This window comes from Nocardioides sp. (assembly GCF_047607365.1).
Lineage (GTDB): Bacteria > Actinomycetota > Actinomycetes > Propionibacteriales > Nocardioidaceae > Nocardioides.
Genome location: NZ_JASGDD010000054.1, coordinates 1 through 14,400 on the forward strand (window position 1 = coordinate 1; position 14,400 = coordinate 14,400).

The 14,400-nt window shown below is 66.7% G+C and carries 4 protein-coding genes; 1 reads left to right on the plus strand and 3 read right to left on the minus strand.

Annotation, left to right across the window (positions count from 1 at the left end; genetic code table 11):
* Positions 1-353 precede the first annotated feature (353 nt).
* The 3 genes from QM572_RS04880 to QM572_RS04890 all read right to left on the minus strand — a co-directional run bounded on the left by QM572_RS04880 (position 354) and on the right by QM572_RS04890 (position 13,676).
* Positions 354-659 carry a contact-dependent growth inhibition system immunity protein gene (locus QM572_RS04880; RefSeq protein ID WP_415090628.1) on the minus strand — a complete coding sequence of 102 codons (306 nt, stop codon included), beginning with the start codon at positions 657-659 and terminating at the stop codon, positions 354-356.
* Positions 656-11,545 carry an RNase A-like domain-containing protein gene (locus tag QM572_RS04885; RefSeq protein WP_415090631.1) on the minus strand — a complete coding sequence of 3,630 codons (10,890 nt, stop codon included), beginning with the start codon at positions 11,543-11,545 and terminating at the stop codon, positions 656-658. The genes QM572_RS04880 and QM572_RS04885 overlap by 4 nt, the downstream gene beginning before the upstream one ends.
* Before the next feature lie 1,135 nt (positions 11,546-12,680).
* Positions 12,681-13,676 carry a stage II sporulation protein M gene (locus tag QM572_RS04890; protein WP_415090633.1) on the minus strand — a complete coding sequence of 332 codons (996 nt, stop codon included), beginning with the start codon at positions 13,674-13,676 and terminating at the stop codon, positions 12,681-12,683.
* A gap of 18 nt (positions 13,677-13,694) precedes the next feature.
* Between QM572_RS04890 and QM572_RS04895 the strand changes: the two genes are divergently transcribed.
* The coding region (locus tag QM572_RS04895; protein WP_415090635.1) for an RDD family protein at positions 13,695-14,400 on the plus strand (706 nt) is incomplete at its 3' end.

Sequence of the window (14,400 nt, forward strand, 5' to 3'; positions counted from 1 at the left end):
AGTCCCGATAGACCCTGATCACGTCCTCGCGGAACTCCCTGGGGAACGCCTTCGGCATGGTGCACATCCTTCCAGCGCCGGCTCCAACCGGCGCAGATCAGATGTCACCTGTCCGTACAGCAGTCCCTTCGGCAACCCGGCCGCCAACGTCAACGCACCGCCAGTCAGACCTGAGGCGCTGAGGCTGGTCGCAGCATGGGGATGCGCAGCGTCGGCGTAGGCATAGGACACCGTCTGGGACGACGTGGCCGTGGTCGTGACCCCCAAGACCGTCGTCGTGCTGACCGACGTCGCGGTGACCGCCTTGGGCCAGCCCGCGGAGTAGGTGTAGGCGAGGTCGTACTTCTCCCCCGTCACCGGTGCGACCTGCGCCCGCGTCCCCGCCGCACACGTTCGCCAACTGCGAGTAGCCAGGTCGTCATCGTGAAACCATCCGAATCCGGCAAGTACCCGCAACCGAGCTCGCCAATGATCAACGCGCGCAGGCCCTCCTCCGAATCGATCGTTGCGACGACCTGAGCGACCTCATCTGGCAGTTGGCCCGCGATGGGTTCACTTGCGACGTAGTCGTCGACAGCAGCCCAAGCGTTCGGATAGTCGTCGGGCCAGTCGAGCGTCAGATAGCCCTGGGTGAGGAGTTCGAGTGCGGGGTAGTTCATGGCGTTGGGAAGGCCGTCTGGATTCGGTAGCCGATGGACATGTTCGCGTCTCGTACTAGGACTGCTCGGACTCCGGAGACATTGGAGACGGCCGTTGATCCTTGGGCCACATACCTCCCTGTGATTCCAACACTGCCATTCAACACAAGCTTTCCTCCCGAGCCGGCCAGCCAGCTGCTGATGCCGGAGGCATTTGCGTCGAGCAGTCCGGCGACCGAACTCTCGGCGACGGCTCGACTACTGAAAGACGAGGCACCAGTGATGCCTGGCTGCGCCGAGAGCCGCGCGAGGAGGTCGGCATCGGTCATTCCTAGGTGACGCGCCAGGGCGTGGCCACCAGCGGCTTCGTGCGCTGCAAGACCACCTCCAGGGACTAAGCGGCTTACGCCGTTTGCGGCGCTCTCGGCACCACCAACAACTTTGTCGGCGAGGACCGCTGCTCCGGCCCCACCGCCGAGGCCAAGCCCCGCAGCACCTTCAGCGCCCGGAATGGACTCTAGCGCGGCACCGGCGCAAGCTTCCGCAGCCGCGAGACAGCCGGCAGTCGCAATGGCGGCGACGGGGATAACGACCACGGCCTGGAAGAAAGCGCGTACTTGCTTGTCGTAGAGCGGATCGATGTACGGCGACTCGCCCATGCCGGAGACAATCCCGCAGCGTTGATTCACGCAAACGCGAACCTGATCGGGGAAGTAGCCGTTCTTCTTGTAGAACGCTAAGTCTGAAGCATGCTTGGCTCTAGCTCTTGCCGCCGCGTACATTCGTGCCTTGGCTTGGCTCTTCAGGAGCCTGTCGTAAGCCTTCTGTTCCTTGGCAGCCGCCTTCGATGTGCACGAACGCGGGTTAGACACACACGGCGACAGTTCGTTGCCGCTCGCATCGATAGCGCGGTGGCCCGAGGGGTCGACAGCGTTGATGGGATTGCCGTTGACGTAGGTGTAGGTGTTCGCGGTGACGGGGTCAGTCCCGATGGCGAGGTCGGCACCGGGGGCAGCGAGTCGGAACGCATCGGGGGTCGTGAAAGTGCCGGTAGCCGGGTCGTAAGTGCGTGCGCCCAGCTGGTAGTCACCGGTGGCAGCGGAACGGGTTTGCCCTCGGTACCAGACGGCGTTCGCTGTGGCCGAGGACTGGGTCGCGGGGCTGCCGGATGCGCACATGTCGCTGGCATTGGAGGTCGTTGCGGCGCCGATCGGGTTGCCGAACGGGTCGTAGCTGACCGAACAGATCGCAGTCCCGGAATCACTGGTGATCGCACCGGTGTCGCCGAGGCCGTTGATGTCGAGCAGGGCGATCATGGGGTCGGCCGCCGTCTGAGCGTAGCCATACGGCGTTCCCGTCGCGTCGAGGGCGTAAAGCACCTCGGGATGGGAGTGCTTCCCGTTCACCGCGTTCTGCTGGCCGGCGACCGTCGAGCTCAGCCCGTCGTAGGAGTTCGTGAGGGTGGAGTTCTCCGCGGAAGTGGAGGAGCCGGTGACGCTTGACGTCTGTTGCCGGTCGAGCCCGTCGTAGGTGAAGGTGGTTGTGTGGGGGTCATTGCTCGATGTGCCGCAGATCGTGCTATTCGAGTTGGTGACCTTCTTCGTGCGGTCGAATCCGTCGTAGGTATAGCTAGAGCATCCGTCACTGGTGAGTTGACCGCCGTCGTTGTAGGTGTAAGTGGCGTCGAAATTCGTGCCGGGCGCATCAACGGTCTTCAGCGTGTTATCCCACTGGTAGGTCCAGTTGGTCGTCGATGCGGTGCCTCCAGGCGGGGTGACGGAGCTGCTCGCCTTGTTGCTGTTGCGGTCCCATGCGTAGGTCGTCGCCGTGGCACCCGCGCCGCTCGAGCCGTCTGGGTCGTGGCTCCAGGAAGTGAGGTTTCCGCTGGGCGCGTAGGTGTAGTCGTCGACGTACGTCGCGACCGGGACACCACTGCCCGTTGTCACGGTCTGGCGTTTGACCTGCTTGTTGTTGTCGTAGGTGTACAGGGTGGACAGCTGAAGCGTGCCGCCGTAGGTCTGGGCGACTCCGTTGAGGGTGTCGTCTGCGTTCCAGGTCCAGGCTGTCTGATGGGAGCCCGAGACGGACGTGCTGGGCTCGCCGACAGCGTTGTACGTGTTGACGGTGTGCCCTGAACCGATCCCTGTGCCGCTGGAGAGAACGTCGGTCTGAGTGGCGATGGCCAGGCCGGCGCCGTTGTATCCGTAGCTGGTGACCTTGGTGCTGCCTCCGGTGGGACCACTGCTGGTGGTGCGGACGGTGCGGACGGTCGGATTGCCGGATCCGTCCCATGCATAGCCGTTGTCCGTGTTGCCGTCGGTCGCGGTGCGGAGCTGACCGTCGAGGTAGTAGGACGCAGCGATCGTGGTCCCGCCGCTGGTCGGATCGATGATCTGGGTCGGATTGCCTGCTTGGTCGTAGCGGGTCGTGATCGCCAAGGACTTGCGACCGATCTGATCGATAGCGCGCCCGTTGGCTGCGTAGGTGAAACGCTGCGTGCCGGCTGAGTGCCAGGCGCTTCCGGTGCAGCTGGCGATGTCAGCCGAGCCGCAGGTCCCAGCCGTCGAGCTGGCCTTTGCGCCGGTGGGGTCGTACGTGTAACGGTTGACTCGAGCGAAGTTCGCGTTGGCTGGAGCAAACGTCGAGGCGAGCAAGTTGTCATAGGTGTAGGTGTTGACCGTTGCGGGATCCCCGGCGGCAACCTGCTGGGGTTGCCGCACGCTGGTCGGATTACCGGCGGCGTCGTAGTCGTACTGGGTGGTGTTGGTCGTCGATGCGTCCTTGCCGGGCGCCGCGATACTCGACACCAGTCCATCGCTGGTGTAGTTCCACGTTGTGATCGCTCCGTTGGGGTCCGTCCGGGTCTTCTGGTTGCCGTCGGCGTCCCACGTCGTCTTGGTGACGTGCGTCAGTGATCCGTAGGCCGCCTGGGCGACCTGGGATACGAGTCCGTCGCCTGTGTAGGTGGTCTGGGTGGTGTTATTGCGTCCGTCGGTGACAGATACCGTCCGCCCATTGCCGTCCTCGACCACGGTTGCAGTTGTGATCCGCGCGGTCGACGTCGCTGTGGTGGCCCGCGGGTCGGGACCGGTGACCGTCTGGAGGAGATTGTCGTCCGTGTAGGTGTAGTCCAGATAGCGGCCGTCGGTGCCGTTGTTGGCCGAGTTGGGGAGAACCTGTCGGGCGAGGTTGCTCGCGGCGTCGTAGGTCTGGCGGATCGCGCAGACCCCGAGGCTGGTGGGGTACGAAGCTAGCCCGGGGATGTAGTCGACGACGGCGGCCCCTCCCACAGAGCATTGGGCCTTCTGCTGATTGGCGCCGAGCGCTCCGTCGCTTGACCCGCTGGAGGCCAGATCGTCGAGTGCGGTCCTTGCGGTGTCGTAGCGCGGGCTGTAGGAGGCCGACACCCGGCCGTTGAGGTCGCGGTCGATCCGTGTGGCGTAGTCGACGTCGGGGTTCGTCAGTGATGCCTGGGTGCTGTAGGCATTCGGACTGAGGACGGCGACGATTTGGTTGTCGACGTCATAGAGGTAGTGCGTACGCGTGTTGGCGTAGCCGTACGCGTCGGGCGCTGCCGCGGCACTGTGGTCGAGTTGAGGGTTGGCCTGGAGCGTCTGGGCTCCAAGGAGCTGGTCGGTCAGACGGTTCGCCGCGTCGTAGGCGTAGGCGTTCGTGTTGACGGCGGCGACCTGGGTGCGGTCGACCCCGTCCGGGAGGTTCGTGGCATCGCTGGACTCGACGCGGATGTACCCGGGGGCTCCTGCCCCGCCGCCGAAGAGTCCGCCCCCGGCTCCTCCGGCGCCACCCGCGACGGTGATGTCGGCGCTGGTGGCGAGTGCGACGGTGTTCGCGGTGAGCCAGACGCCTCCACCCGCTCCGCCGCCGCCACCACCCGAGCCGTTGGAGCCCGCACCACCGTCCTTGCCGTTGGCGACGATGGTGCCGCCGGCGGCACCAGAAGTGCCTGTGGTGATCGTGTCGGCGATGACGTGGATGAACCCGCCGCCGTCGCCGCCCTTCCCAGCGCTGCCGAGCAACGACTTTCCGCCGCCGCCTCCTCCACCGCCCGAGCCGGAGAGGTAGTCGGCGTCTGAGCCGGTGCCAACATCGGTGAAGTCCGCTGTCCCGCTCTCCTTGCCCGACGAGCCTGCGCTGAGGCCTTGTCCGTTGGTGCCGGAGGTCTTGTGGCCTCCCCCTCCACCTCCGGCCGCGGGAGTGAGACCGAGGAGCCCGCCGGCGCCACCCTTGCCACCGAAACCAGGGTTGGCATTCTGTGCGTCACCGCCGTTGCCGCCGAGGGCACCGGTCCCGGCGAGTCCGCCAGTCCCGCCGGCGCCGGTCATGGTGAGGTTGCTGCCGGGTTTGATGGTCACCGTGCCGGTGGCATAGAAGAGAAGTCCGTTGCCGCTCGCGGTGGTGGCAACCGCACCGTTCTGGAGAGTGACGTCCTGGTATTGAGCGCCGACCGGGATCAGGAACGGATTGGCGGTGCCGTGCGCGACGCCGTCGGTGGAGCTGGCCGCGGTCGTTCCATCAACCACGAGGTCGCCGGCACTGCCGTTGCCTGTCGCAAGGACACCGGGAGTCTGCGAGGCGATGAGATTGCCGACGTAGTCATAGGTCATGTCGGTCGTGTAGGACGACGACGCCGATCGGGGCACTGTCTGGGAGAGCTGACGGCCCTGAAGGTCGAATGTCGCGGTCGCGGTATGCCCGTTCGCGTCAGTGGTCGCGGTCGTGTTGCCATCGGCGTCGAACGTGGCCGTCTTCGTCAGGGCGACCGAGCCACGGTGAGTGGCGACGGCGGATTGGCGACCGGCGCGGTCCCACGTTGTGGTTGTGGCGAAGGCGCTACCCGCAGCACAGTCTCCGGTTGCGGAAGCCTCGTGGGCCGTGTCCATCTGCCGAGGCGAACAGGACACGGTGAGGTGGCCATCGGCGTCATAGAGGGCAGTGGACGTTACCGTCGTATAGGTGGAGTCATTTCGCGGCATTTCGATCTTGACTTGGTTCCCGGCCGCATCGAACGTCCTGCGCGTCACCTGGCCCGTCGCATCCACACCCACAATCGGGTGGTCGAGCCCGTCATAGATTGTGACAGTCATGCAGATGGCGTGACCGTTCTGCGCCGCGGTGTAAACAGCTGTCGTGGCCACGAAATTGCACGTCGAGTACAGGCTGTTCGGGCTGCCGCGGGTAGTTTGGACGCTACGCAGCCTATCCACCGCGTCGAACGTGGACACGGTCGCGTACCCGCGCTCGTTGATGACCTTAACGGCGTTTCCAAACGGATCGTAGGTCGTGGTGACGCCGGCCGCGGTGGCGTGATTGGCCGCCGACAAGGACCACGTGATCCGGTCGGCCGCGTCGAAGGAGGCCACCGAGTCGTACGCGCTGGTCCACGTGGCAAACCCCCGTGCCGGACGTTGCGTTCGCGGGTTGCTGAGTAGGTCGTAGGTGGTGGCGCTGGTATCGCCGGCCGCGTCGCGGGTCGATCTCACGAAGCCCCCGGGACGCTGATACGGCGAGATGGAGATACCCGCCACAGTAGGTGTCGTGGTGGTCGCAGGATTGGTGCCGTCGGCTCGCTGATACGAACCGGTTGCACCCCAGACCCTGATCTGACCAGCAGCGTCGGCGGCGAGGAAGGTCTTTCCGCCGCCTGCAACGGCTAGCGGACGTCCCAGGCCGGCGATTTCGATCGGCGTTGCCTGATAGGTGCCCGACGCCCCTGCCAGTTGGCCACTGTCGTTGAGTCCCCAGGCACGGACCGTGCCGGACGACATCAGAGCGGCACCACCCCCGTTTGTGGCGACCATCTGCTTGACCGTTCCGGCCGAGCTGCCCTTGCCGAGGGTAGAGGAGACAGTAGGCGTGGCGTGGGTCGCCGTGTCTCCTAGTCCGAGGTCTCCTTGGGTGTTTCGACCCCAGGCGTAGACCGTTCCGTCGCGCCGGATGGCGAAGGATGTCCCGACGCCTGCGTCGATCGCCCGTATGTCGGTGAGGTTCGGGATCAGAGTCGGCGAGCTTTGGCTGGTCGTGTTGCCGAGGCCCAATTGACTGTCAGCACCGCTGCCCCAGGCGTAGACGGTGCCGTCGGCCTTCAGCGCGAGGCTGTGGGTCGCGCCGGCCGAGATAGCTACTACGCCGCTCAACGGCTGGGTGACCGCGGTGGTGGCGGTCGTGCTGCCGTTGCCGAGTTGACCCACGTCGTTGAGTCCGTGGACGTAGACGCGGCCATGGTCGTCGAGCGCGACGAGATGGCAAGCTCCGACGGCGATCGAGGCGATGTTGGCTAGCCCGGCGAGTTTGGTTGGGTATGAGGTGGAGGTCCCGGCGTCGAGTCCGGTGACCCAGACGTCGCCGCCTCCGGTGAGGTAGTAGGTGGCTGGGCACGATGTGGAGGCGCCGCCAGTGGTCGAGGCGACCTGGACGACGTCGTGCATGATCGGCACCGCTGTCGCGGACGGCTTCGCGGTGGTGGAGCCAATGCCGACGGAGCCGTTGCTGTTGTCGCCGGCTGCGGCCACGCTCCCATCACTCAGGATCGCGGCGATCCCATGAGCAGAGACGGTGAACGAGTTCGGCGTGACTGGACTTCCGTAGACCGACTCCGAATACGCGTCGGACGGTGGGGCGCTAGGGTCGCTCCATGTGTCGGCGGGTAGGCCGTGGGTGGCGTTGCGATCCCAGGTACGCACGACGTTCCCGGCCGCATCGTAAGCGTAGATGACCTTCTCGCCGGCCTGATCGGTGACGGACTTGAGCCATCCGCCGGCTGAGACCGTGCCGGACAAGTCGCAATTGACTCGGGCGTCGCCGGAGCAGGTGGACACGTCGTCGTAATAGGCGTAGCTAAGCGCCTTGTCAGATCCTCGCGCATGGGCTCCGGGGGTGCGGGTCTCGATGCGCTGCCCGGCACCGTTGTAGCGATAGGTGGTACAGGTGAAGGCGTAGGTTGCCGACGTAGGTGGCGTCGAAGCACCTGCCGGGCGGCCGGAAACGGGAGAGGCGCAGTCGCCGGCTGGCACGCCGTTGGAAGCAGGAGTGTCGACCTCGCACAGAACCCCCGTATTGCCGCGAGTTGCGGAACCGCAGATGGTCGAGCCAGCGGCATGGTTGATCGACGCGATCGTACCGACTGCAGGAAGGTCGCGACGGTAGGTGGTGAGGTAGTCGCCCCAGACGGCAGCGGCGTTGCCGCGCGGGCTTAGCTGCGCAGTCTGGTCGGCGACCGCGAACATCGTCCCTGGCAGAAGCGTGCCAAGAGGACTGCCGTCGCTGTAGTGCTTCTCGATCTGACTCTTGCTCAGCACTCGATCGTAGACCGAGACCTCATCCAGCCACGAGCCGCCGTTGTCGACGCCGAGTTGGGAGTTGCCGCCAAGGTAGACGGGGTCAGTGGACGAGGCATAGGGCGCCACCGCGCTGGTGGTGTCGCGCGGGCCCAGTTGAGGAACCTTCTGTCCGTCGACCCAGATGCTGAGCCCCGCACTGGTGAAGGATCCGTCGTAGGTGTAGACGACGTGGTGCCAGCGGCCGTCGAGCACGAGCGCGTACCCGTCGGTCGACATAAACTCGCCCTCGGCTGCGTTGGTGTAGAAGCCGATGTTCGGAAACGAGAACAGGTCGCGCGAGGCGATCACTGCGCGGCTCGATCCGGCGAGGTCGCCCCAGGTCAGCGAGGTCTCGGGCCACAGCGAGTCGCTCCGCTGCCAGGTCTCGATGCTGAACTCACCGTCGGATCCCGAGGCTCCCGACGGCAGGTCGGAACCCGTGGAGACCATTCCTGTGCCGTCGGGGCTCGCCGACTCCAGGGCGGCTCCGTGCCCCGGCATGATCCCGGGCTCGCCCAAAGCAAGCGGATGGGTGACGACGCCGTTGTTCGTCCCGGTCTCGCTCCTCATCTCGACCCCGGGCGTGTTGTCGGTCTCGTCCAGTCGCCAGTAGGCGATCGGGGAATCGTCCAGGACGGTCTGGCGGTATGCGGCGCCTCCGTCGTGCTGCTCGATCGCGACGGCGCCGTGGCCGTGCGGCGTGTAGTCGTAGGTCCGGACCTGCCCGTCGGACTCGAAGTACTGTTCGTGGCTGCCGTAGGTGGTGATGTCGGAATTGGCATCGGTCCACGGCTGGGATGCGTCGCGCAGCACGCGGGTGCGAACCAGTTGTCCGAGCGGGCTGTAGGAATAGTCCACTGCATGATCCGAGACCGTGACACCTCCGCCCGTTGTGGTTCCGGCTTGCCCGAGAACGAAGGCGGTCGACGACGGTTCTGCTCGATCGATGACCTGACAGAGCCAGTTCTGGACGTTCAGGTCCGTGACGTTCTGCATTGCAGCCCCCACGGTGCAGTCCACGCCGCCGAAGGCGGCTGTGGCGGCAGTGTTCCAAAAGTAGCCCGTCTGGTGCAGGTAGACGTTGTTGGCGGTGCCTTCCTCGATGACCGCAACCCGTCCACGCGTATCGATCCCGGAGTATCGAGTTCGGCGACAGGCGGCCGTGCCGTCACAGGAGGCGATCTGTGCCGGAGTGGCTTTGTCAGCGGTTGCAGATGCCGCCACACTGCCCGCGGCGGCTTGCCACGTGTAACGGGTCGCGAGACCTGTCGTCGACCCGTCGCCGGACACGTTGCCTCGTCGGTCGGTGACGGTGTGCACGCGGTCAGGTCCGAGGCTCGCAGGCTCATAGTCGAAGGTGGTCTTACCGCCCGATGCGTCCGTGACCGAGCAGATTTGGGCTACGGACGACGTCCCGCTGACCGATCCCGAGCAGGGAGCCGAAAGAGTTGAGTAGGCGTAGCGACTGGAGGGCACGGCGCCTGTTACCGTGCTGTACGGGTTGCCGGGCTGCCACACCTCGATCAAGGTGGGAGTTGGATCGCGTGTCACCACGTACGAGGTAACTCGTCCGGCCGTGTCGGTGACGGTGACTCGACGGTTCGCTCCTGCCCCGCCCGCGTCGTAGTTGATGGTGAGGGACGGGCATGTGCTCGTGCTTGCACAGGTCGACGGGGCGATCTTGGTCGGCCCGTAGACAGTGCCAGGGGTGTAGTCGAGGGATTGGCCGCTGGGGTCGGTGATGCGGATGAGTTGCCCCGTGGCGTTGAAGTCGTAACGGAGACGGTCCGTTCGCACGAGGGACCATCCGACGACGATTCCCGACGACGCAGCGGGGTTCGCACAGGCGTTGTCCGATCCCACTCCGACGTAGCGGAACAGGTTCATCCCGGTTCCGGCTGGCCCGGTGTAGGTCTGGTCGATGCAAAGGTCTGCATAGGGCGGATCGTCACCGCTGGGATGGATAGCAAACGGCAAGGTGCTTTCGTCCAGAAGCGTCCTCACTGCGCTGCCAGTCGCGGCACCGAGATCGATGTCCAGGCCGATCTCGCCGTTCTCCTGAAGAGATCGCAGAGTGAACACGTGGCGAGTCCCATCACGATCGACGTAGGCGACGGCCATCGGTTGCGTGAGACCTTGAAGGGTCGGAAGCTTGAGTCCACCAAACCCGATGCCGGTTACGGCCTCGGATCCGGTCTCCCCGATGTCGAACTGCCACCCGGCACCGAGAGGGCCGGTCGCCGTCATCTGTTCCTGGGAGTTGTAGGTCCGCGTGAGTCCGATCTCAAGACCTCCACGCGACTGGACAGGCGTCGAATCTGAGGCCTGGAGGACCACGTTGCCGTTGGCGACGTTGACGCGGGCAGCGGATCCATTGCCGAGGTCTGTGGTGTCGAACGTCCAGGAATCCTCAAGGCCGAGCCCATCGCCGCAGATCGGGACGTCGGCACCGGCGGAGACGGAGGCTCCGAAGCGGTTCCCGACGGAGACCCTCGGCTTCAGGATCGTGCACCCCTGTTGCGCGCCTGCCGCGACGGCGTAGAAGCGAGCGGTAGCAGATCCGCCCGCCGGCAGAGTGATGCCCGCTATCAGCGCGTTCAGGTTCGAGATGCTCCCGCAGGGAGCGACGATCGCGCTCGTGCAGGGGGCCAGGACCACACCATTGAACTGAAGAGTGCTTCCCCCCATGCTGAGCCCGGCCGTGACCCAAGAAGCGAGAGTCGAGCCCGCGCTGAGCGGGACAGCCGACCACCCTGGGTTCGTGAGCGTGAGATCAAACTGGACCGTGTCGCCGGTGTAGTAGACCGGGCTTGCCGTGGTGCCATCGGAAGCCCCGCTGACGGAGAGGGTGAGCAGCGGAGCCGACGCGTCATAGATCCAGGTCTCGGAGAGGATCGAGCTGTTCTGGCCACCGAACATCGAGACCTGGCCACGTGCATCCGTGGAGGTGGTCGCGAACGCTCGGCCTGTCGGCGAGGCGATTCCCGAGGCTAGCAACCAGTCGCCGCCCGTCCAGGCCCAGGTGTCGTTCAGATAGGTGGGCGTACTGCCGCTGTACGACACTCCTCCGAAGACGACTCCCACTCCAAGGGCCGGATCGAAGATCCCCGACGCGCCAAACCGGGCGGGCGGCGTATGGGCGGGAGAGGAGGACCCCCACGTCGTGCCGTTCGTACTTAGCGTGTAAGTGTCGCCCTGAGGGCCAGAGTTGACTGCCATTCCGCCAAAGAGAACGACGTTGTTATACGAGTCGAGCATGCCGGTTGCGCCCCAGCGCGCTGAAGGCGTGGTGGACGCTCCGTTGGCCTGAATGAGCGACCAGGCGTTGTTCTTCAACATCCAGGTGTCGTTGAAGCTGCCCGAAGCGTTCAACCCTCCGAAGAGGATGGTCCCTGCGCGGCCCGGCTGGTAGACGACGACCGCGCCTGACCGAGCTGACGGCGCAGTTCCAGTGGTCGTGACCGCGGACCAGGTGGTGCCATCCCACTTCCAGACGTCATTGAGGTAGCCGGCGGCGCTCGTTTGGCCTCCAATGAGGAGGACCGTCTGCTGGCTGGCATCCCACACCATGCCAGCGCGATAGCGGGCGGGGGGCGATGCCGGCGGGGTGAGCTTGGTCCAGCCGAGTGAGCTCTGTATCCATGTCTGAGCCGAAGCCCCGGTACTGGTCGACCCTCCGAAGAGGACCGTCTGCTGATGGACGGGGTCGTAGACCGACGAGGCTCCACTCAAGGCAGGCGGTTGCGTGGCCAAAGAGCGCTGGGACCAGTTGGGCGAGAGGAACCTTCCTGCACCGCCCGTCTGGACCGCCTTGTTGATGTAGGCCGCCGGCGAGGCGTTCGCGGTAGGGGCGCCCGTATTCGGCGTGGGCGACTCGCCGTGTGACCCTCCAGTGCCGCCGCTTGACGACGGGCTCGGGATCGGGGAGCCAGCCCCGTCGGGGACAGCCGATGCCGACGGCCCCGCCTGACGCGAAGGCGCCGTACTAGGCGTGGCCGACGGCTCCTTCGCGCCAGGCGAGGCCCCCACGTCGACGCCACTGGGGTCGCTGGCGGTCGCGGAGGAGCGCGGAAGGCGCTGGAGGCCGGCCACATCCCCCGACGAGCTGGTCTGGGTGGCAGTACAGACCTTGTCACCTCGTTCGAGCTCGACGACAGGATCAGAGGAACTCGCGGTGCCACACTGGCGAGAGGTCTTGGTCGGAGGAAGCTCGGGAACGGTCGGCTCCTCCAGGGAACCTTCAACCGTTGGGGGCGTATCGATGTGCACGCCCTTCGTCGTTCCAGGCCGACGCATGGCAGCGAGTTGCCCCAGGTGAGGCTGCGATGCCTCCGCCGGGGTGGGGAGGCGATAACCATCGTCTGCCATCGACACGCTCACGATCGCGAGGCCCGCGAGGACTACCGCTCCGGCCGTTCCGCTCGCTACCCAGAGCAGGATCGGGCGCCGTACCCGAGATCTCAGCGCCGCCAGGCCCACCGAGCGACGCCCCACGCCACCGGATCGAACTCTCACGACAGGCCCCCATGCCTTCCGAGTTGTCGGTCGCTGACCATCGCGACGTGCCGAGAGTTGCCTCTTGGTGGACGGGGCGGCAAGAGGAATCCGCGACCATCAGGTCCGAACTCGCGGATATGACCCGTGAGCACCATCGGAAACGGCCCGATCGGGCTATTGCGGATGGCTTCGCGCCCTCGTGAAAAAGTCATGCCTGGGTGGCGACCCGGTCGTCGAGGAGGTGGGGCGCGAGGTCGCCGTCGTGGCCGCGAGCGACGGCCGCGCGGCCGACGACGAGGACGTACGCCAGGAACGCCGTCTCGGCGGCCACCCCGATGCCGATCCGGGCGGCCGTGCCGAGCCCCGACGGCGTCACGAAGGCCTCGATCATGCCGCTGACGGCGAGCATCATCACCAGGCCGAGCGCGACCGTCGCCGCCGTGCGGCCCTCGCGGGCCAGGCTCTGGGCACGACTCCGGTCGCCCGGCGCGATCCAGGCCCAGCACAGCCTCAGTCCGACGCCGCCCGCGAGGAAGACCGCGGTCAGCTCGAGCAGGCCGTGGGGAAGGATCAGCCCCCAGAACTCCGCGCCGTGCCCGTGCCGGGTCATGATCGAGCCGATGACCGCGAGGTTGGCGGAGTTGAGGAGCATCACCCAGAGCACCGGCAGCCCGAGCACGCCGAATGCGAGGCACTGCACGCTCACCCAGACGTTGTTGGTCCACACGAGTGCGGCGAACGACGACGCGGAGTGCTCGCTGTAGTAGTCGGCGAAGTCGTGGTTGACGAGCCGGTCGATCTCCTCGGGGCTCAGCATCGACTGCTCCACACCGGGGTGCTCGCGCAGCCAGAGCATCATCACCGCCACGACGAGGGCGTTGACCGCGACCATGCCGAGCCACCACCAGCGCAGCCGGAAGAGGGCGGCGGGGAGCCGCTCGGCGAAGAAGCCGCCCACCGAGCGCCACGTGCTGGTGCGGGTGCCGGCCGCCCGGGCACGAGCCCGCGCCAGGAGCAGGGACAGGTGGACCGACAGGGACGGGTCGGGTGCGGCGCTGCGCAGGACGGAGAGGTGGGTCGCGACCCGCTGGTAGAGCTCCACCAGCTCGTCCGCGTCGGCGCCGCTGAGCCGGCGCCGGCGTACGAGCGCGCCCAGGCGCTCCCACTCGGCCCAGTGCGCGGCGACGTAGGCATCGACATCCACGCCCGTATCCTGCCGGACATGAGCGGGCTGAGCGGGGCTTCCGGGCCACAGGGCTACGGCCCCCGCGACGTCGACGAGGTGGTCACCGGCGAGGCCGTCGCCCTCGACCTGCCGGCGGCGGGCATCGGCGTGCGCATCCTCGCGGGCCTGATCGACCTGATCGTGATGATCCTGGCGTCGATCGGGATCGGTCTGGTCCTGGTGACCGGCGCCGCCGCCGGAGCCGACGTCGCCTGGGCGCAGGTCGCGGTCATCGTCACCATCGCCCTGACGCTGGTCGGCCTGCCGACCGCGCAGGAGACCCTCACCCGCGGACGGACGGTCGGCAAGTGGGCGCTCGGCCTGCGCGTGGTCCGCGAGGACGCCGGGCCGATCACGTTCCAGCACGCCTTCGTGCGCGCGATCGTCGGCGTGGTCGAGATCTACGTCGCCAGCGGGCTGATCGCCTTCCTCGCGGCCATCCTCTCCGCCCGCACGAAGCGCCTCGGCGACTACGCCGCGGGCACGTACGTCGTCCGCGACCGCGCCCGGGTGAGCCTCCCGCCGCCGCCGGCGATGCCGCCGGCGCTCGCGGGGTGGGCCTCCCGAGCCGACCTCGGCCGGATGCCTCCGGGCCTGACCCTGGCGATCCGCCGCTACCTCGCCGCCCGCGACCGCGGCCCGGCCCGGGACCAGGTGGGCCTGCGGCTCTGCGAGCGCACCGCGGCGCTGGTGGCGCCACCGC

Bases quoted from the DNA above. Each gene is read 5' to 3' on its own strand.
- QM572_RS04880 (WP_415090628.1), bottom strand. From the start codon at position 659: ATGAACTACCCCGCACTCGAACTCCTCACCCAGGGCTATCTGACGCTC.
- QM572_RS04885 (WP_415090631.1), bottom strand. From the start codon at position 11,545: ATGGTGTGGGATGCCAGCCAGCAGACGGTCCTCCTCATTGGAGGCCAA.